Origin of the sequence: Litoribaculum gwangyangense (assembly GCF_039543505.1) — a bacterium.
In the GTDB taxonomy this organism is placed as follows: Bacteria; Bacteroidota; Bacteroidia; order Flavobacteriales; family Flavobacteriaceae; genus Litoribaculum; species Litoribaculum gwangyangense.
Genome location: NZ_BAABJW010000001.1, coordinates 559,679 through 579,017 on the forward strand (window position 1 = coordinate 559,679; position 19,339 = coordinate 579,017).

Genomic DNA, 19,339 nt, shown 5'->3' on the forward strand with positions numbered 1-19,339 from the left:
GTTTTTTATGATTCGCTAATTACAAATTGCTCCAAATTCTTCATAAGCAGCAATAAATTCTGCAAATGTAACTCCTTCATCTAGTTCTTCAATTTCTTCTTGACCAAAAGCCGTAATAGTAATTGTACCATCACCATTGTCACAAAATTCAGAAATTATAGTTTCACCTAATATTTCTAAATTACAGGTTTGACATGCTTCAATGACATTTTTATTGTCATCATCGCTACCACATCCTGTAAAACATAATACTGCAAAAACGAAGGCACTAAATGTTAACTTTTTCATTAAATTGATTTTAGAATTAACCGAAATATGACTCTTATTTTTAAAATAACCCATTATTTCTAAAACATTCTACCGGTTTTCCGAAAAAGCATCATAATTGAATCCCTTGTTAAAGATTTCTAATTAAATCTTGTGTTAAAGAGTTAAAACAACAAAAATATAAAGGTTTCAATTTTTTTTCATTACAGTCTTTTTAAAAAAATTCATTTTATAGGCAGTAAGGCTACTTATACATTAGATTAAAGTTGTTTTCAATTTATTTTCTTTTTTAATTCCTTCCAACAACGTACTTCATATCCAGAATGCTCTTTAAATTTTATGAAAAATTAAGACTAAATTCAGGTAATTACTCCTTTTTTTTAGGGATAATTTTGATTATCTTCATTTATCCATTAAATTCTTTAAAAATATTATTTCAACAAAGTTATTAACAATATTTTTGTATGTTTATGAACTAACGTTCCTTTCCTTTAAACAAAAGGAATGGCGTTAAACAAAGATTTTTTATAATTAACAGGTTTTTATGAAAGCACTTTTTTATACAAGAGAATTCCCTCCCTATGTTTACGGTGGTGCCGGGGTTCATGTTGAATATTTAGCTGATGAACTAGCTAAGTTAATGGATGTTGAAGTAAGATGTTTTGGCGACCAAGATGCTAGCTCCCATAACCTAACCGTTAAAGGATTTCCTTATGAAAACGCTATTTTTGATGCTACGAACAGCAAACTTAAAGCCGTTTTACAAACTTTAAACACTTGTGTTCATATGAATGCAGAAACGATTGATGCAGATGTAGTTCACTGCCACACATGGTATGCACAGTTTGCTGGAATCATTGCAAAGTTATGCTATGGTACTCCTTTAGTAATAACAACACATTCACTTGAACCTTTGCGCCCTTGGAAACGAGAACAATTAGGTAGAGGTTACGATGCGTCTTCATGGGTTGAAAAAACAGCCATTGAAATGGCAGATGCCGTTATTGCTGTTTCAGAAGAAACGAAAGTAGATGTACTCAAGCATTTTAATGTTGAAGAAAATAAAGTTAAAGTTATTTATAACGGAATAAATCTTAAACAATATAAAACTACCTCTGATACATCAACTTTAGATGAATATGGTGTTGATAAATCAAAGCCTTACGTGCTATTTGTCGGAAGAATTACGCGACAAAAAGGAATTATCCATTTAGTAAATGCGATAAAATATATTGATGTAGATACTCAAATTGTTCTTTGTGCAGGTGCGCCCGATACCAAAGAAATTGGCAAAGAAATGGAAGATGCAGTTAATGCCGTTAAAAAAACAAGAGATAATGTTATTTGGATTGATAAAATGCTCGAAAAAGCGCAAATAATCCAATTATATTCTCATGCTGATGTTTTTTGTTGCCCTTCAATTTATGAGCCTTTTGGCATCATAAATATTGAAGCTATGGCATGTAATACAGCTGTGGTGGCAAGTGCTGTTGGCGGTATAAAAGAAGTTGTTGTTGATGGCGAAACTGGAATTTTAGTGCCTCTAGAACAACAAAATGTGGCGCCATTTGAACCAATAAATCCTGATAAATTTTCAAGAGATTTAGCAAACGGAATAAACAAAGTAATATCAAACAAAAGCTTGAAAGAAACGATGGCAAAAAATGGTAGAAAACGTGTTGAAGATTATTTTGATTGGGAAGCTATCGCTAAACAAGTTGAGGCATTATACAAGTCATTAATTTAAAATTACTATACACTAATTAAAACTATAAGACATGATAAACGATAAGGTTTTAGCAATCATTTTGGGTGGCGGACAAGGCTCAAGATTATATCCTTTAACAGATCAACGCTCTAAACCGGCAGTTCCTATTGCTGGAAAATACCGGTTAGTAGATATTCCTATTTCAAACTGTATTAATGCGGATATTAAACGCATGTTTGTATTAACACAATTTAATTCTGCTTCATTAAATAGGCATATAAAAGACACTTATCATTTTAGTTTTTTTAGCAGTGCTTTTGTTGACGTTTTAGCTGCAGAACAAACACCACACAACAAAACGTGGTTTCAAGGAACGGCAGATGCTGTTCGCCAAAGTATGCATCACTTTTTAAGACATGATTTTGAATATGTTTTAATTTTATCTGGAGATCAATTATATCAAATGGATTATGAATTGATGATTAATGCGCATGTAGAAAGCAAGGCAGAAATATCAATTGCTACCATTCCTGTTAATGCAAAAGATGCTACCTCTTTTGGTATTTTAAAATCTAATAGTGATAGTGTAATAACTTCTTTCATTGAAAAACCAAGCGCTGATTTATTGCCTGACTGGACATCTGAAGTAAGTGATGATATGAAATCTCAAGGTAGAAATTATCTGGCCTCCATGGGTATTTATATCTTCAATCGCGATTTATTAATCAAATTAATGTCAGACCCGACAACCAATGATTTTGGCAAAGAAATTATTCCTCAATCAATAGAATCTCATAAAACCTTAAGCTATCAATATGAAGGCTATTGGACAGATATTGGAAATATTGATTCATTTTTTGAAGCTAATATTGGACTCACTGATGATATACCGCAGTTTGATTTATACGATAAGAAAAAGCGTATTTATACCAGAGCACGAATGCTGCCAACTACAAAACTAGCTGGAACAATGCTCGAAAAAGCAGTTATCGCTGAAGGTTGCATTATTAGCGCCGCTAAAATTGAAAAATCAGTTATTGGTATTCGCTCCCGAATTGGCAAAGAATCAACCGTGATCAATACCTATATGATGGGTTCGGATTTCTATGAAACATTGGAAGAAATTGACCATAACAAAATTGAAATTCTTATGGGAATTGGCGAGCGTTGTTTTATAAAAAATGCGATTCTTGATAAAAACTGTAGGATTGGTGACGATGTAAGAATTAATGGAGGAAAGCATCTTGAAGACAAAGAAACTGATATGTACTCAATAAAAGATGGCATCGTAGTTGTTAAAAAAGGTGCTACCATTCCTAAAGGATACGTTATTTAAATCAAAATTTTTAACCTCTTCTATTTAACCAACTAAGTAATGCAAAACCAAAAGAGAGTTGTTGTTGATTATGTTTTCCCAAGTATTAATTGTGGAGAATTTTATATTAAACGTGTTGTTAATGAAATAGTTAACATAGACGCCTATATTCTGGCTGATGGGCATGATGTATTAGGAGCCTCAGTGCTTTACAAACACGAAAAAGAAAAAAACTGGCAAGAAACCAGAATGAAATTGGTTGTAAATGATGAATGGAAAGGGGCTTTTACAGTCAAAAAGCAAGGGTTTTATACTTACAAAGTACAAGCTTGGGTTGATTATGCTTTGAACTGGAGATATGGTTTGATTAGAAAAATTAACGACGGTCAACATGTTTCTTCAGAATTGCTTGAAGGAGCTGAATTCGTAAAAGCTATCGTGGACAAAGTAAATGCTAAAGACATTGCGTATTTGGAGCATTTACAACACATTTTTAAAAATGAAAACCATTATAGTGAAGCCATAACCGAGGCAACTTCAGATAGATTATACAAACTGTTTTTTGAAAACCCAATAAAAATACTAGACAATTCATCAAAAGAATACCGAGTATATGTAGATAGAAAAAAGGCAAGATTTAGCACTTGGTATGAATTTTTTCCACGCTCAACATCAGAACAGCCAGGAATTCACGGAACATTTAATGATTGTAAGCGTATTTTACCACGGGTAAAAAGCATGGGGTTTGATGTAGTGTACTTGCCCCCTATTCATCCAATTGGTGAAGTGAACCGTAAGGGCAAAAACAACACGACCGAAGCTAAAGAGGGTGACGTGGGTTCTACTTGGGGAATTGGTTCTCAACATGGTGGCCATAAAGATACCCACCCACAATTGGGAACTTTGGATGATTTTAAATCTTTAATCCAATGTGCTAAAGATAATGACATTGAAATTGCTATGGATTATGCGTTACAGGCTGCACCCGATCATCCTTGGGTTAAAGAACACCCCAAATGGTTTAAATGGCGACCCGACGGTACAGTGCAATATGCAGAAAATCCACCAAAAAAATATCAAGATATTTTACCCATTTATTGGGAAAGTGAAGATTATAAGGCTTTATGGGACGAGTGTTTAAGTATTTTAATGTATTGGATTGATTGTGGTATTAAAATATTTAGAGTTGATAATCCGCATACCAAGCCTTTTTATTTCTGGAATTGGATTATTTCGCAAGTTAAGGCTAAACATCCTGATGTTATCTTTTTAGCTGAGGCATTCACCGCCCCAAAAGTGATGCAACAATTAGCAAAACAAGGCTACACACAATCCTACACCTATTTCACTTGGCGAAATAACAAACATGAGTTAATAGAATATGTTGAGGAATTGACCAAAAGTGAATTAAAAGAATACATGCAACCCAACTTTTGGCCCAATACGCCCGATATTAACCCCTTTCATTTACAGGGAGCCAACGAATCCAAGCATATTCAACGTTATGTGCTTGCTGGAACCTTAAGTTCTAGCATTGGTATTTACGGTCCTGTTTTTGAATATATGTTAAGTGATGCTCTAATAGGCCGCGAGGAATATAATAATTCTGAAAAGTTTCAAATCGCTCATTACGATTGGAATATTAAAAATAAACTCATTACCATCATTGGAAAAGTGAACTATATAAGACACCATAATGAAGCGCTTCAACAAACCAACAATATAAAATTCTGTTTCATAGAAAACCACAATTTATTAGCTTTTTATAAATGGAACGACGCTAAAACCAATGAGGTTTTAATTGTTGTAAGTTTAGATGCCTATAATTCTCAACAAGGTACTGTTCAACTTCCATTAGGTGAATTAGGTATCAATGCAGGCCAAAATCTCGAGATGCATGATTTAATTACTGATAACCGTTATAATTGGAATAATGAGTGGAATTTTGTTGAGCTTCATCCTACCTTACCATTTCATATTTTCAAGATAAACAAATAAATATGACTGGTCAATCTTCTATACAAACAGTAAATCCCACTTTTAAAACCACCAAAAGCTGGGAGGAATTGCTTGATAGTGATGACTTTGTAAAGGTTTTTTTATCAGATGTTTTAGAAGATTACATTATCAAACAACGGTGGTACGGTGGTAAAGCCAGCAAGCTTAAATATATTGAATTAGCTGAATTTTTTAAAATTCAACAAAAAGGCGAAATTTATTATGGGCTTATTTTAGAAGTGAATTTTGTTGAGGCCTTTTATCAGCATTACTTTTTACCTATTGCTTTTGTTACAGATGAAAATTTTGCAAAAAAAGATAGAATTCTTCCTATTCAAATTAAAGACCAAAAAGGGTTTATTATTGATGCTATAAATTTGGAGGCATTTCGAAAGTTGGTTTTTGAACGTATTGCCACTGCCGAACCTATTGACAAAACCAAAGTGCAATATCATAAAAGCCATTTGTTTGAAAATATGGTTTATGAATCTTCTCGTTTTATGGGGCTGGAACAGAGCAATACCTCATTGGTTTATAATGAAAAATATGTTTTAAAATTCTTCAGGCGCATTTTTGCAGATAAAAACCCTGATTACGAAATGAGTCGGTTTTTATCAGAAAAAAAAGGGTTTAAAAATACCCCGTCCTATCTTGGAAGTATTAATTTAGTAGATTCCGAAAATACCAACATTACTATTGCCCTAATGCAAGAAATGATTCCCAACGAAGGGGATGCTTGGGAATATATGTTGAAAGAATTACATAAGGTGTTTTCGAATTTAGAGTATAAAAATATATCCGTTGATAAGCTTCCAAATACCGAATTATACCAGCGTTTAATCATCCAAAATATACCTCCTCAAATCATAGATTGGGCCGGTTTAAATTTGTTTTTACAGGTAGAAACTTTGGCAAAACGTACAGCAGAAATGCACATTGCGCTAGGCTCCGAGTTTGAAGAAACCGCTTTTACTCCAGCGCATTATAATGGGGATTATACGGTTTGGTTAAAGAACAAAGTCGTTTATCAGTTTCAAAATAGACTAAATACTATTGAAAACAACATTCATAAACTAGATGGGTTAGCTTTAGAGTTAGCAAAAGAGTTTTTGGATAAAAAAAATAGCATTAGAAAGCATTTTTTAACGTTTGATTGGACCAAGCTTAAAGGCGAGCGCATACGAATTCATGGTGATTACCATTTAGGGCAAGTACTGGTAAAAAATAACGATTTTTACATTTTAGATTTTGAAGGTGAGCCAGAAAGCACCATTCGAGACCGAAAAGTAAAACAACCTCCCTTAAAAGATGTGGCAGGTTTATTTAGGTCCTTTCATTACGCCATTTACGCCACAATTTTTAACAATGGAAAAAGTTATCTTGCAAATCAAGAGTGTTTGTTTAAAGCTGGTGAAATATTATATCGCTACATTACGGGTTTATTTATGGGAACTTATGTTACCGAAACTCAAAATGCGAACCTAAACTTAGGATATAACCAAGAGCGTATTTTCATTTTAAAATATTGCTTACTTGAAAAAGCAATTTACGAGTTGGGTTACGAACTCAATTCACGTCCACAATGGGCCGTTATTCCTTTAAAGGGAGTTTCTAATATTATAAATAATTAAAATATATGGCACAGGTAAAAGTACATAGTTTATTTACAGAGTTTGACATCAATCTTTTTAAAGCAGGAAAGCATTACAGACTTTACGAAAAATTAGGGTCTCACTTGGTTACTGTTGATGGTATTGAAGGCACCTATTTTGCAGTTTGGGCACCTTCGGCAAAGCAAGTGTCTGTAATTGGTGATTTTAATTATTGGATTGAGGGCGAACACCAACTCAATGTACGTTGGGACTCGAGTGGTATTTGGGAAGGTTTCATACCGTATGTTGAAAAAGGTGCTACTTATAAATATAAAATTCAAAGCCACCATAACGATGTAAAAACCGAAAAGGCAGACCCTTACGGAAGACGTTTTGAACACAACCCCAACACCGCTTCCATTGTCTGGGATGATAACTATAAGTGGAAAGACGCCCAATGGATGAAAAAACGTAAAAAGCATAACGCCTTGGATGCCCCTTACTCCGTTTACGAAGTACATCTCGGATCTTGGAAAAAAAATATAGAGGAAGATCGGTTTATGTCGTATTACGAATTGGCCGATGATTTAGTAAACTATGTTAAAGACATGAATTTCACGCACGTGGAGCTTATGCCTATTATGGAATACCCTTATGACCCGTCTTGGGGGTATCAAATTACGGGGTACTTTGCTCCAACATCGCGCTTTGGCTATCCTGAAGAATTTAAATATCTGGTAGATAAACTGCACCAAAATGATATAGGTATCATTCTAGACTGGGTGCCTTCACATTTCCCGGAAGACGCCCATGGTTTGGGGTTCTTTGATGGCTCTCATTTATACGAACACCCAGATAAGCGCAAAGGTTACCACCAAGACTGGAAAAGCTTGATTTTTAATTATGAACGTAATGAAGTGCGTTCTTTTTTAATAAGTAATGCTATTTTTTGGATGGATCAATACCATGCCGATGGCTTGCGTGTTGATGCCGTAGCTTCCATGTTATTTTTAGATTATTCTCGTGAGGACGGTGAGTGGGAACCAAACATTTATGGTGGCAGAGAAAATCTGGCAGTTATAAGTTTCCTCAAAGAATTAAACGAAGAGGTGTATGCTTCTTTCCCTGATGTACAAACTATCGCTGAGGAATCAACGGCTTTCCCTATGGTATCAAAACCAACTTTTGTTGGCGGATTAGGCTTTGGAATGAAATGGATGATGGGTTGGATGCACGACACCTTGGAGTATTTTGCTAAGGACCCTGTATATAGAAAATACCATCAAAATGATATTACCTTTAGCTTAGCTTATGCCTTTACCGAGAATTTTATGTTGCCTCTCTCTCACGACGAAGTCGTTTACGGTAAAAATTCTATTTTAGGCAGAATGCCTGGTGACGAGTGGCAACGTTTTGCCAATCTTCGTTTGTTATATGGCTATATGTTTACACATCCCGGAACCAAACTATTGTTTATGGGTGGTGAATTTGGACAGTATAACGAATGGAATTTCCAAGAAAGTTTAGATTGGAATTTATTGGAGTTCGAGCCACATAAAAACACTCAAAGCTACTTTAAAGAATTAAACAAATTCTACAAAAACACTCCTGCCTTATTCGAAAAAGCTTTTACAGGTGAAGGTTTTGAGTGGATAAACTATGGGGATTATGAAAACTGTGTTATTTCGTATATCAGAAAAGGTTATAAGTCTGAAAACAATGTAGTTGTAATATGTAATTTCACTCCTACCATCAGAGAAAAGTATAGAATAGGGCTTCCTACTAACGGTAAATTAAAAGAAATTTTCAATAGTGATTCTAAAGAATTTGGTGGAAGTGGCGTTTTGAATAAAAAACAAATAACCATCAAGAAAACCGCTTGGAATGGTAAAGATTATTCTGCAGAAGTTACTTTACCCCCTTTGGCTATTACCGTTTTTGAATTTATTTCATAAAAATATCATCCCTCATTGCACCTTATTTCTTGGTACAATGAGGGTTCTTATACTGATATTATTTTCTATTGTTTTGTTTCTTTTTACTTTTCAATTTTCCAGTTGATCAATATTTTCTTGTTTTCGGTTTTTATCTATTAAATTTTTAACAGTTATCTAACCTGTAAATTGATTTTTAAATAATTAATCCGCCTTTTTTTTAGTAAAAAGAAAGGCAAGAGGTCTATTTATTTTAGTATTTTCGTCAATTAATATATTTTTTTAAAATATGATATTAAATACCGAATTAGAATATAAAGGAAACCTCTTTCCTTCCAAAATAATAAACTACGAAAAAAACATTAATGTGCTCTCTTTTACCTCTGAAAATGGGGTGATTTTGCAAGTTACAGTTCGTCGAGACAGCATACTCCGTTTTAGATATACAACTACTGGTATTTTTGAAAACGATTTCTCTTATGCCATTACTAAATACGCCAGCAGAGGTTATAACCACCTAGAAGTGGTAGAAAAGGATGATAAATACATCATAACTACTGCAAAACTTATCTGCCATGTTTCAAAAGTTGATTTACGTATATCGCTTTTTGATGCAAAAGACAATACTTTAATTTGTGAAGATGAACTGGGCTTTCATTGGGAAGAAAGTTACGAATATGGTGGCGATGTTGTTAAAATGTCCAAAACTGCTCAACCAGGAGAAAGTTACTACGGACTTGGTGATAAGCCTGTAGACAATAATCTTAAAGGGAAGCGTTTTCAAAACTGGGTAACCGACTCTTACGCTTATGGCAGAGATACCGATCCAATCTACAAAACCATTCCCTTCTACACGGCTTTGCATAACAAAAAATCATACGGAATCTTTTTTGACAATACCTTCCGCTCTTATTTTGATTTTTGTCATGAACGCAGAAACATTACCAGTTTTTGGGCACATGGTGGTGAAATGAATTACTATTTCATTTACGGTCCAGAAATGTCTGAAGTGGTAGCAAACTATACAGATTTAACAGGAAAACCTCACCAGTTACCACCTCTGTGGGCTTTGGGTTATCATCAATGTAAATGGAGTTATTATCCAGAATCTAATGTCAAGGAAATTACATCCAAATTCAGGGAATTAAAAATTCCTTGCGATGCGATTTATCTGGATATTGATTATATGGATGGTTTTAGGTGTTTTACTTGGAATAAAGAATACTTTCCAGACCCCAAACGCATGGTAAAAGAATTAGCCGATGATGGGTTTAAAACCATTGTTATCATTGATCCGGGCATTAAAATTGATATGGATTATTCGGTGTTCAAAGAAGGCTTGGATAAAGATTATTTCTGCAAACGTGCTGATGGCCCTTACATGAAAGGTAAAGTTTGGCCCGGTGAATGTTATTTTCCAGATTTTACAAACCCAGAAGTAAGGGATTGGTGGTCTAATTTATTTAGAGAACTCATTGAAGAAATTGGGGTTAAAGGGGTTTGGAATGATATGAATGAACCCGCCGTCATGGATGTTCCAGGAAAATCATTCCCTGATGATGTAAGACACGATTACGAAGGTAATCCTTGTAGCCACAGAAAAGCCCACAATGTTTATGGGATGCAAATGGCAAGAGCTACGTATCAAGGATTAAAAAAATTCTCATACCCAAAACGTCCGTTTGTTATTACCCGCGCCGCTTACTCTGGTACACAGCGCTATACTTCAAGTTGGACAGGAGATAATGTAGCTACTTGGGATCATTTAACCATCGCCAACCTACAAGCCCAACGCATGTGTATGTCTGGTTTCTCATTTGTAGGGAGCGATATTGGCGGTTTTGCCGAACAGCCAAATGGCGAATTATACGCGCGTTGGATACAATTAGGTATTTTCCACCCATTTTGCAGAACCCACTCTTCTGGAGATCATGGTGATCAAGAACCTTGGGCTTTTGGAGATACCATTACCGATGTGGTTCGAAAGTTTATAGAAATAAGATACCAATTATTACCGTATTTATATACGGCGTTTTGGCGTTATGCGGAAGAAGCTATACCTATTTTAAAATCTTTAGTGTTATATGATCAAGCCGATCCGCAAACCCATTACAGAAACGATGAGTTTGTTTTTGGTGAAAAAATACTTGCTTGCCCTGTAACCGGTCCTAATCAAAAAGGCCGACGTATGTATATCCCAATTGGGAAGTGGTATAATTTCTGGACAGACGAGCTTATAAAAGGTGGCCAAGAACATTGGGTAGATGCCGATTTAGATAGCATGCCCATATTTGTAAAAGAAGGCGCTATCATTCCTAAATATCCTATTCAACAATATGTTGGTGAAAAAACGATTGACGAATTAATTTTAGATGTTTACTATAAACTAGGTAAAGAAACCTCGCAAGTTTATGAAGATGCTACTGATGGGTATGACTACATTAAAGGAAGATATAGTTTAAGGGATTTTAATTTGCATGGAAAAAAAGACGAATTAATTATTCAGCAGCATAAAACAGGTAAATATATTACTACCTATAAAACCTTTAAATTGAGGTTACACGGATTGCCTTTTAAAATTTCTAAAATAGAAGTAGATAATGTAGAGATTCCTTTTTCTAAGTTAAAGCTTAATGGCGATAATACCTTAACGCTTACTAAAGAGTTTACAGAGCTACACATTATGGCTTAAAACTATTATTGCCTTAATTATTATGAGGCTTTCATTAAAAAAATGAAGTTACTAATAAATGATATAGCGCATATGGGAATCTTGATTTTTAATCTAGTTGATTAAATATCTTACTAATTGTTGAAGAAAAAGTTGGTTTTTTATAAACCCTTACACTTATCTTTGAAACCAACGCCATTGTTCATTTTATTACTTCTTGGTTAATAAAATAGAAGATGTTTAATAATTTGAAGCGTGTAAAATATAAATTTCGTTAAACCTTCTCAACATCTAAATGTTTGCCTAAATACACTAGCTTATAACCTTTCTCAATCTTATCTACGTCTAGGTTATATGACGAAATTATATGAAGTTCCCCTTCTAAATCCTTGATAAACAACGGAACAATGTCCTTGTCCTTATTGGTTATTTTAATTAAATCTTCATAATTTTTTTTATCTAACAAATTTATTTCATGTATAGAAGGATGTTTTCTAGTTACTTCAATGAGGGAATTAAAATCATCTGTGTGAGAAAATAACCCTTCCTTTGGGTTATTGGAATCGTCTAATATTTCTTGCGGTGTTACTAGCCTGAAAGAGCCATGTTCACCAAATTGTTTTCCGAATTTATTTATGGCATATTTATTAATCTCTGGATTTCCTGTTAGTGCCATCAAATACCCTACATCACTTAATTCTATATTATCCAATAAGGCATCTGAATAAATATCGGTTGTTATAGCCTCTAAACCAAGTTCTTTTGCTTTTTCAATGTTTCTTTCATTACTGTCTATCAATACCACATTTCTACCGTTTTTTTCAAGGTAATGCCCTAATATTCGTGAAATTTTGGTAGCACCAACAATTAAGATTCCTCCAGATTTTGTTAAAAAAACACCTACTAATTTGGCAAATAATCTCGCGGTGGTAGCATTTAATAATACCGTTCCCAAAACAATCATAAAAACCAACGGAGTAATATATTCGGCACCTTCAACTCCTTGCTTTATGAGTTTGCTCCCAAAAAGCGATGCTATTCCTGCAGCTACAATACCTCGGGGTCCAACCCAACTAATAAAAACCTTTTCATTAGTTTTTAACTTCGAACCAATGGTACTTAAAAACACTGCTAAAGGTCTTATAACAAACACCACTAAGGCAAAAAGATAAGCCGTTTTCCAAGTATAAAGTAGTAATAAATCTTCTATATTTATATTAGCTGCCAATAAAATAAATAAAATAGATATTAATAAAACGCTTAAAGATTCCTTAAAATAAAGAAGTTCTTTTATATTTTGGAGTTTTCCGTTTCCTAAAACCATTCCCATAACTACAACTGCTAATAATCCAGACTCGTGAGCAAAAATCTCGGACTCAACGAAAACCAGCAATACCGTTGATAAGGACACCACATTTAGTAAGTAGTGGGGAATTAACTTTTTGTTTATTGCAAAAGCTAGCGCATGGGCAAACGTAAACCCGAAGGTCGTTCCAAATAAAATAATTTTACCAAACTCAATCAAGGCAGTTTTTGTAAAACCACTATCCCCTTCTACACTTATAAATTCGAACACCAAAACCGCTACCAAGGCGCCAATTGGGTCAATTAATATGCCTTCCCATTTTAAAACGGTAGAGATGTCTTTTTTTAAGGGAATATTTCTTAAAATAGGTGTGATAACGGTAGGTCCCGTTACAATGATAAGTCCAGAGAATAAAAAAGAAAGTTCCCAACTTAATCCAAAAATCATGTTAGCCAATATGCCAGCTCCAAAAAAAGTAACAGCAGAACCGAGTGTTATTAATTTAGTAATAACGGGACCAACATTTTTTATTTCTGCTCGTTTTAAAGTTAAACCTCCCTCAAAAAGAATGACGCTTATTGCTAAAGAAACAAAATAATAGAGACCTTCTCCAGGAAATAATCCCTTCTCTCCGTTCCAAACAGGTTCTATCCATTTACTACCATCTTCACTTAAAAATTCGGCAGCAATGGGACCCACTAATAAACCGATCAAGATCAACGGTAAAATAGCTGGAATTTTAAATTTCCATGCCACCCATTGCGCCAATATTCCTAGGATAATAATCCCTGCTAATTCTAACATATTTCGTAAATCTACATATTAAAAGCACTAATTTAAGTAAAAACGTGTGATTTCATGTTTTTAAAAAATGCTATCTTTCAACTTTAAGCAAAAAACAAGAACAGATTTGTCTTTAAAACCTTTTAAAAGTATTGGAATAGGTGTAGCATTTTCGCCAAACTTAAAAGCTAACCTTTTTGAAGCCGCCAGATTGGCCGTTTTTTTTGATTGTAAGCTGTTTTTAATTCATGTAGGCGACTCGTCTGAGGATAAAAAAAATATGCTTAACATGATTCTTGAACGTTTTGAAAAACACCATTTGAATTATGAGATGGTTTTTAAAACCGGAGATCCTGTTAATGTCATTTTATCCATTTCCGAAGAAAAGAAAATTGATTTACTCATCCTTGGAGCGCTTCAGCGCGAAGACTTCCTGAAATATTATGTGGGTTCTATTGCTAGAAAAATTACTCGTTCAGCTAAATGTTCGGTTTTATTATTAATTAAACCTTCTGTAAATCGTGTACCCTGCCAACACATCGTTGTAAATGGGTTAAAAAACCCAAAAACAGAACAGGCTATAAAAACAGCATTTTATGTTGCCAAACAACTCAATGCAGAAAAAATAACTATTGTTGAAGAAATAAAACGAGAACAAATTACTGTAAAGGTTGAAGACGACAAATCCTTGAGAAGAGCAACCATTATAAAAGAACGCATAAAACTAAGGGAAAACTCGAGAGTAAAAGAAATCATTAGCCATATTCCTGTAGAATACACAAAAAATAAAACCATAAAATTACAACCTATTTTTGGGAAACAAGGGTATTCCATAGGCCATTACGCTCAAATAACAAGAGCTGATTTGTTAGTCATGAATGCTCCCAAAAAAATAACCTTTTGGGATCGATTATTTCCGCATGACATTGAACATATTTTAACCGAATTACCTACTGATGTTTTGATTTTGCAATGAGTCCAAAAAAAAATAACATAATAAAAACTTTACAGGCCATTCCACAAAACATATTCTCTGGATTTGTGGTAAGCCTCATTGCGCTTCCCTTGGGCTTAGGGCTTGCCATGGCCAGTGATGCACCACCTATTTCGGGCGTTATATCGGCTGTAATTGGAGGTATCGTGGTTTCTGTTTTTGGTGGCAGTCATGTTACTATTGTAGGCCCTGGAAACGGATTAGTAGGAGTTATTTTATTGGCTATTGCATCTTTGGGGCTAGAAACTACCTATATAGCCATATTTTGTTCAGGAGCTTTACTCTTGGTATTGGGCTTTTTTAGAATGGGGACACTGGCCGATTTTTTCCCTTCATCTGCCATTCAGGGCATGCTAGCAGCTATAGGCTTAATTATTCTTGGCAAACAATTTCATATCATGCTTGCCCATAGAATAAATAGAGAAGATACCATTGATTACCTTTTGGAAATTCCAAATACGATTAATGATGCCTTTCATTATGGGACTGACGGATTGATTTATGCGGCATTAGCCGGAATAATCAGTTTTGGTATTATGTTTTTCTATTCTAAAATTAGGAATAAGTATTTACAACTTATACCTGCGCCTATGTGGATTGTTATGTTATCCATTGGTTTTAGTTATTATTTTGAAATTGGTTTACACGAGCCCAACCCAATTGCTCAAGAATATATGATATCAGGAATTCCTTCCATTCAAAAGATTATTAGCGATTTGCCTCATCCAGATTTTAGTGGTATTTGGAGCTTTTCTTTTTTTGGTAGTGTTTTGGCTCTAACACTTATCTCCAGCATCGAGTCCCTTTTAAGTATTAAAGCGGTTGACAAATTAGACCCAGAAAAGCGACGCTCTAATGTTAATAAAGACCTTAAAGCTTTAGGTTTGGCAACTATGGGTAGTGGTTTTTTAGGGGGTTTAAATGTCGTTACAGTAATTGCAAGAAGCTCTGTTAATGTGAATAATGGCGCTACCAATCGATCTTCAAACTTTTTTCATGCCTTATTTCTAGTCATTTTTATCGTGTTTTTTAGCACGCAATTAACCCGAATACCTCTTCCTGCCTTAATGGCCATTTTGGTATACACGGGTTATAAATTGGCATCACCTAATATTATTAGAAAAATGTTTTCAATAGGCAAGGAGCAACTTATCGTGTTTTTTATAACCCTCATAGTCACTTTAAAAATAGGTTTAATTACTGGTATTGTCATGGGTGTTTTAGCAACTTTAATCATTCATATCGTTATTAACAAAACGGCTGGTTTGTTTTTAAGAAATGTTTTAAAACCCAATGTTTTGATGTTTAGAGAACATGATGGCAGAAATAATTTTTATGTAAGTGTTAAACACTTTTGTAGTTTTTTAAATTATTTTAGGCTAAAGCAGCATTTAGATGCGGTTCCAGAGAACAAAGATGTCATTGTTGATTTTTCACTTTGTGAATTTGTTGATGATACTGTTTTAGAAAACATCTATAATTACCAAGAGTTGTTTAGTAAACGTGGTGGTAGTTTTGAGGTGATTGGGTTGGATATGCACGATACCGCCTCCAATCATCCATTTGCATCTAGGCGTCTATTGTCTGTGCCAAAAATCATAAAAAACAGCCTTACCAGACGCCAAACAAGTATGGAGAGTTTAGCCGAAAATTATGGCTTAAACTATAATTCCAAAAAGCAGAAAAACGTATCGTTTTTAAATAATTTTCTGTTTTTTAACACCAAACAAATCAATCATATTTATAATGAATTATCTCAAAAAGATAACAGTATCAAGCTATTTGATATTGAGTTTTCCGAAGGGGAATTTATAGCCAAAGAGGTCATTCGCTCTACAATGCTTCACATCAACTTAAATTATGCCATTCCGCAGTTTACCTTAGATAGAGAAGGCCTTTTAGAGAAGTTTTATGCGCTTGCTGGATTTAAAGATATTCCTATTGAAAATCATTCCGATTTTTCTAAACGTTTTTATTTATTGGGAGACAATGAAGCTGACATTGCAAAATTTTTTAATGATGATGTCACGCGTTTTTTTGAGAGTAACCCCTATTATCATGTAGAGTCGAATGGCAATGCCTTATTGGTTTTTAGCAAAGAACGCTTGGCGAGTATCAAAGAAATTAAAAGCCTTTTCGATTTTGGAAAACGATTAAAACAAGTGATAGCTCCGGCCTAAAATCATAATATATTCTTAAGGGTTTTAAGCATTACCAATAGATTTCTTAATTTTACGCTCTTATGAATTTGTACCCTATAAATGCCGGAAATTTTAAGTTAGACGGTGGCGCTATGTTTGGCGTGGTGCCCAAATCTATTTGGGATAAAACCAATCCTGCTGATGCCAATAACATGATTGAGCTCACCACCCGGTGCTTACTTATTGAAGATGGTAAACAACTAATCTTAATTGACAATGGTATGGGCAATAAGCAATCTGAAAAGTTTTTTGGCTATTACCATCTTTGGGGCGAATTTAATTTAGATAACTCCTTAAAGGCCTATGGATTTCATCGTGATGATATCACTGATGTGTTTCTAACACATTTACATTTCGATCATTGTGGCGGTAGCATTCAATGGAATTCGGATAAAACAGGTTACGAAACTGCTTTTAAAAACGCCTATTTTTGGAGCAATAAAGCCCATTGGTTATGGGCAACTCAACCCAATAAACGCGAAAAAGCTTCGTTTTTGAAAGAAAATATTCTTCCTATGGAAGAAAGTGGACAACTAAAATTCACATCCCTTCCTGAATTGGATATGCTTACTAGTTCTGAGTTGGGCTTTGATGTTTTTTTTGCCAATGGTCATACCGATAAACAAATGATTCCGTTAATTCATTACAAAGGTAAAACCATTGCTTTCATGGCCGATTTGCTGCCAACCGTTGGGCATTTGCCCTTGCCTTATGTTATGGGTTATGATACTAGACCGCTTTTAACGTTAGATGAAAAAGAAAAATTTCTTAATCTGGCAGCAGAACGTAATTATTATTTATTTTTAGAGCATGATGCACACAACGAAATCATAACCGTAAAAAACACAGAAAAAGGCGTGAGATTAAACGCTGTTTATAATACCCAAGATATTTTCAATTAAATTAAAAACGACTAATTCTAATAAAAAATGAAAACAATTAAAACATTACTAACCTCCTTATTATTAACATTCCTTCTTTTTGGCTGTGGTAGTACAGCGCCTATCATATCAACTCCTGTTGAAAATATTGACACCTCGCCTTTAAAAGTTTCAGATTTAACAGAGGCCGAAAAACAAAATTGGGGACATTTAGACTTGCCTAAAGACACCATACCAGGAATGAGTGTAGATAAAGCCTATGCCGAAATTATTAAAAACAGAAAAGGAACAAAGGTTATTGTAGCGGTGATTGATTCTGGAATCGATATTGATCATGAAGACTTAAACGATGTGCTATGGACCAATAAAGGTGAAATACCTAACAACGGAAAAGATGATGATAAAAATGGCTATATAGACGATGTGCATGGGTGGAATTTTTTAGGAGATGGTTACAACGAACAATTAGAGTTTGTTAGAATTTTAGCAAGTGGCGATAAAAATAATCCTGATTATGCCAGAGCTGAAGCCGAATATGAAACCGAATATCAAAAATGGTTAGGAAGAAAAACACAATATGACCAAATTTATCAGCAATTAACCAATACCGACGACATATTGGCAAAACACATTGGCAAAAAAGATTACACCAAGGAAGACGTTAATGCCATTAAAAGTGAAGACCAAAGCATTAACCAAGCAAAACAGATAGCCCAATATATGTTTAGTAATGGAATGGAATCTATGGCTGATGCAAAAAAGGAAATAAGTGACGGTTTAGAAAGCATCAATGATCGCTTAAACTACAACCTGAATAAAACCTTTAAAGGTAGAGTAAATGGCGACAACCCAGAGGATATGACAACCAAATACTATGGTAATGGCAACGTAAAACCTGTTAAGAAAACAGAAAGTCATGGAACCCATGTAGCTGGTATTATTGCTGCGGAACGCAACAATGGTAAAGGCGCAAACGGTGTTGCAAATAATGTTGAAATTATGAGTATTAGAGCAGTACCTAATGGCGATGAGTATGATAAAGATGTGGCTTTAGCCATTCGTTATGCTGTAGATAATGGGGCGTCTATAATTAACGGAAGCTTCGGAAAAAGTTTTTCGCCTCACAGCGATTGGGTACGTGATGCCATTGCTTACGCTGCAAAAAAAGATGTGATATTTGTTCATGCTGCAGGAAATGATAGTAACAATGTAGATGTGGAGCCCAATTTCCCAGATGATAATATCAATGGAGAAGAAATATCAGACACTTACATTAGAGTGGGTGCGTTAGCGCCTAAATACGGTTCTGGCATGGTGGCTGGTTTTTCAAATTACGGAAAGCAAAATGTAGATGTTTTTGCTCCGGGAGCGAGCGTGTATTCAACCACACCTGAAAACGAGTACGACACTAAAGGAGGAACTTCTATGGCAGCACCAGCAGTGGCGGGTGTAGCGGCTTTAATTCGTTCGTATTATCCTAAATTAAAGGCGGCTCAAGTAAAACAGGTTATTATGGATTCTGGTTTGGCTTTAAAAACCAAAGTGATTGTTGGTGGAAATAGTAGCGATGTAAAACCTTTTGCAGATTTGTCAAAATCCGGAAAAATAGTGAACGCATACAATGCCTTAATTATGGCTTCTCAAATGGCCGCCAAATAAAATTCTTTAAAACACTTTTAAAATCATTTT

12 protein-coding genes are annotated in these 19,339 nt (G+C 34.6%); 10 read left to right on the forward strand and 2 right to left on the reverse strand.

The window, feature by feature from the left end:
- Nucleotides 1-15: 15 nt before the first annotated feature.
- A complete protein-coding gene (locus ABD963_RS02450; RefSeq protein WP_345275347.1) occupies nucleotides 16-288 on the reverse strand; it encodes a hypothetical protein in 273 nt (90 codons plus the stop codon).
- A gap of 523 nt (nucleotides 289-811) precedes the next feature.
- Here ABD963_RS02450 and glgA point away from each other — a divergent pair.
- From glgA to ABD963_RS02480, 6 genes are all read left to right on the forward strand, one after another.
- Nucleotides 812-2,014 carry a glycogen synthase gene (gene glgA / locus ABD963_RS02455; protein ID WP_345275348.1) on the forward strand — a complete coding sequence of 401 codons (1,203 nt, stop codon included), beginning with the start codon at nucleotides 812-814 and terminating at the stop codon, nucleotides 2,012-2,014.
- A gap of 31 nt (nucleotides 2,015-2,045) precedes the next feature.
- Complete coding sequence (locus tag ABD963_RS02460; RefSeq protein ID WP_345275349.1) at nucleotides 2,046-3,311, forward strand: glucose-1-phosphate adenylyltransferase; 1,266 nt, start codon at nucleotides 2,046-2,048, stop codon at nucleotides 3,309-3,311.
- Between the two features lie 39 nt (nucleotides 3,312-3,350).
- Entirely contained in the window at nucleotides 3,351-5,288 is a 1,938-nt protein-coding gene (locus ABD963_RS02465) for an alpha-1,4-glucan--maltose-1-phosphate maltosyltransferase (RefSeq protein WP_345275350.1), read from the forward strand.
- Nucleotides 5,289-5,290: 2 nt separating this feature from the next.
- Complete coding sequence (locus ABD963_RS02470) at nucleotides 5,291-6,919, forward strand: trehalose synthase (RefSeq protein WP_345275351.1); 1,629 nt, start codon at nucleotides 5,291-5,293, stop codon at nucleotides 6,917-6,919.
- 5 nt (nucleotides 6,920-6,924) lie between these two features.
- Nucleotides 6,925-8,835: a 1,4-alpha-glucan branching protein GlgB gene (glgB, locus tag ABD963_RS02475; protein ID WP_345275352.1), complete on the forward strand. Its 1,911-nt coding sequence runs from the start codon at nucleotides 6,925-6,927 to the stop codon at nucleotides 8,833-8,835.
- 268 nt (nucleotides 8,836-9,103) lie between these two features.
- Entirely contained in the window at nucleotides 9,104-11,506 is a 2,403-nt protein-coding gene (locus tag ABD963_RS02480) for a glycoside hydrolase family 31 protein (protein ID WP_345275353.1), read from the forward strand.
- 253 nt (nucleotides 11,507-11,759) lie between these two features.
- Here ABD963_RS02480 and ABD963_RS02485 read toward each other — a convergent pair whose 3' ends face one another.
- Nucleotides 11,760-13,595, reverse strand: a complete 1,836-nt coding sequence (locus tag ABD963_RS02485) for a cation:proton antiporter (protein WP_345275354.1) — start codon at nucleotides 13,593-13,595, stop codon at nucleotides 11,760-11,762.
- Between the two features lie 67 nt (nucleotides 13,596-13,662).
- Between ABD963_RS02485 and ABD963_RS02490 the strand changes: the two genes are divergently transcribed.
- The 4 genes from ABD963_RS02490 (at nucleotide 13,663) to ABD963_RS02505 (ending at nucleotide 19,309) form a co-directional block, all read left to right on the forward strand.
- Nucleotides 13,663-14,550 carry a universal stress protein gene (locus ABD963_RS02490; RefSeq protein ID WP_345275355.1) on the forward strand — a complete coding sequence of 296 codons (888 nt, stop codon included), beginning with the start codon at nucleotides 13,663-13,665 and terminating at the stop codon, nucleotides 14,548-14,550.
- A complete protein-coding gene (locus ABD963_RS02495; protein WP_345275356.1) occupies nucleotides 14,547-16,748 on the forward strand; it encodes a SulP family inorganic anion transporter in 2,202 nt (733 codons plus the stop codon). The genes ABD963_RS02490 and ABD963_RS02495 overlap by 4 nt, the downstream gene beginning before the upstream one ends.
- A gap of 62 nt (nucleotides 16,749-16,810) precedes the next feature.
- Nucleotides 16,811-17,671, forward strand: coding sequence for an MBL fold metallo-hydrolase (locus ABD963_RS02500; RefSeq protein ID WP_345275357.1), 861 nt, complete (start codon nucleotides 16,811-16,813; stop codon nucleotides 17,669-17,671).
- A 27-nt stretch (nucleotides 17,672-17,698) separates the two neighbouring features.
- On the forward strand, nucleotides 17,699-19,309 hold the full coding sequence (locus tag ABD963_RS02505; RefSeq protein WP_345275358.1) for a S8 family peptidase: 1,611 nt from the start codon (nucleotides 17,699-17,701) through the stop codon (nucleotides 19,307-19,309).
- Nucleotides 19,310-19,339 lie beyond the last annotated feature (30 nt).

What these genes read in the sequence shown, in the direction of transcription:
- ABD963_RS02450 (WP_345275347.1), bottom strand. Translation starts at nt 288, where the DNA reads ATGAAAAAGTTAACATTTAGTGCCTTCGTTTTTGCAGTATTATGTTTT.
- glgA (WP_345275348.1), top strand. Translation starts at nt 812, where the DNA reads ATGAAAGCACTTTTTTATACAAGAGAATTCCCTCCCTATGTTTACGGT.
- ABD963_RS02460 (WP_345275349.1), top strand. Translation starts at nt 2,046, where the DNA reads ATGATAAACGATAAGGTTTTAGCAATCATTTTGGGTGGCGGACAAGGC.
- ABD963_RS02465 (WP_345275350.1), top strand. Translation starts at nt 3,351, where the DNA reads ATGCAAAACCAAAAGAGAGTTGTTGTTGATTATGTTTTCCCAAGTATT.
- ABD963_RS02470 (WP_345275351.1), top strand. Translation starts at nt 5,291, where the DNA reads ATGACTGGTCAATCTTCTATACAAACAGTAAATCCCACTTTTAAAACC.
- glgB (WP_345275352.1), top strand. Translation starts at nt 6,925, where the DNA reads ATGGCACAGGTAAAAGTACATAGTTTATTTACAGAGTTTGACATCAAT.
- ABD963_RS02480 (WP_345275353.1), top strand. Translation starts at nt 9,104, where the DNA reads ATGATATTAAATACCGAATTAGAATATAAAGGAAACCTCTTTCCTTCC.
- ABD963_RS02485 (WP_345275354.1), bottom strand. Translation starts at nt 13,595, where the DNA reads ATGTTAGAATTAGCAGGGATTATTATCCTAGGAATATTGGCGCAATGG.
- ABD963_RS02490 (WP_345275355.1), top strand. Translation starts at nt 13,663, where the DNA reads ATGCTATCTTTCAACTTTAAGCAAAAAACAAGAACAGATTTGTCTTTA.
- ABD963_RS02495 (WP_345275356.1), top strand. Translation starts at nt 14,547, where the DNA reads ATGAGTCCAAAAAAAAATAACATAATAAAAACTTTACAGGCCATTCCA.
- ABD963_RS02500 (WP_345275357.1), top strand. Translation starts at nt 16,811, where the DNA reads ATGAATTTGTACCCTATAAATGCCGGAAATTTTAAGTTAGACGGTGGC.
- ABD963_RS02505 (WP_345275358.1), top strand. Translation starts at nt 17,699, where the DNA reads ATGAAAACAATTAAAACATTACTAACCTCCTTATTATTAACATTCCTT.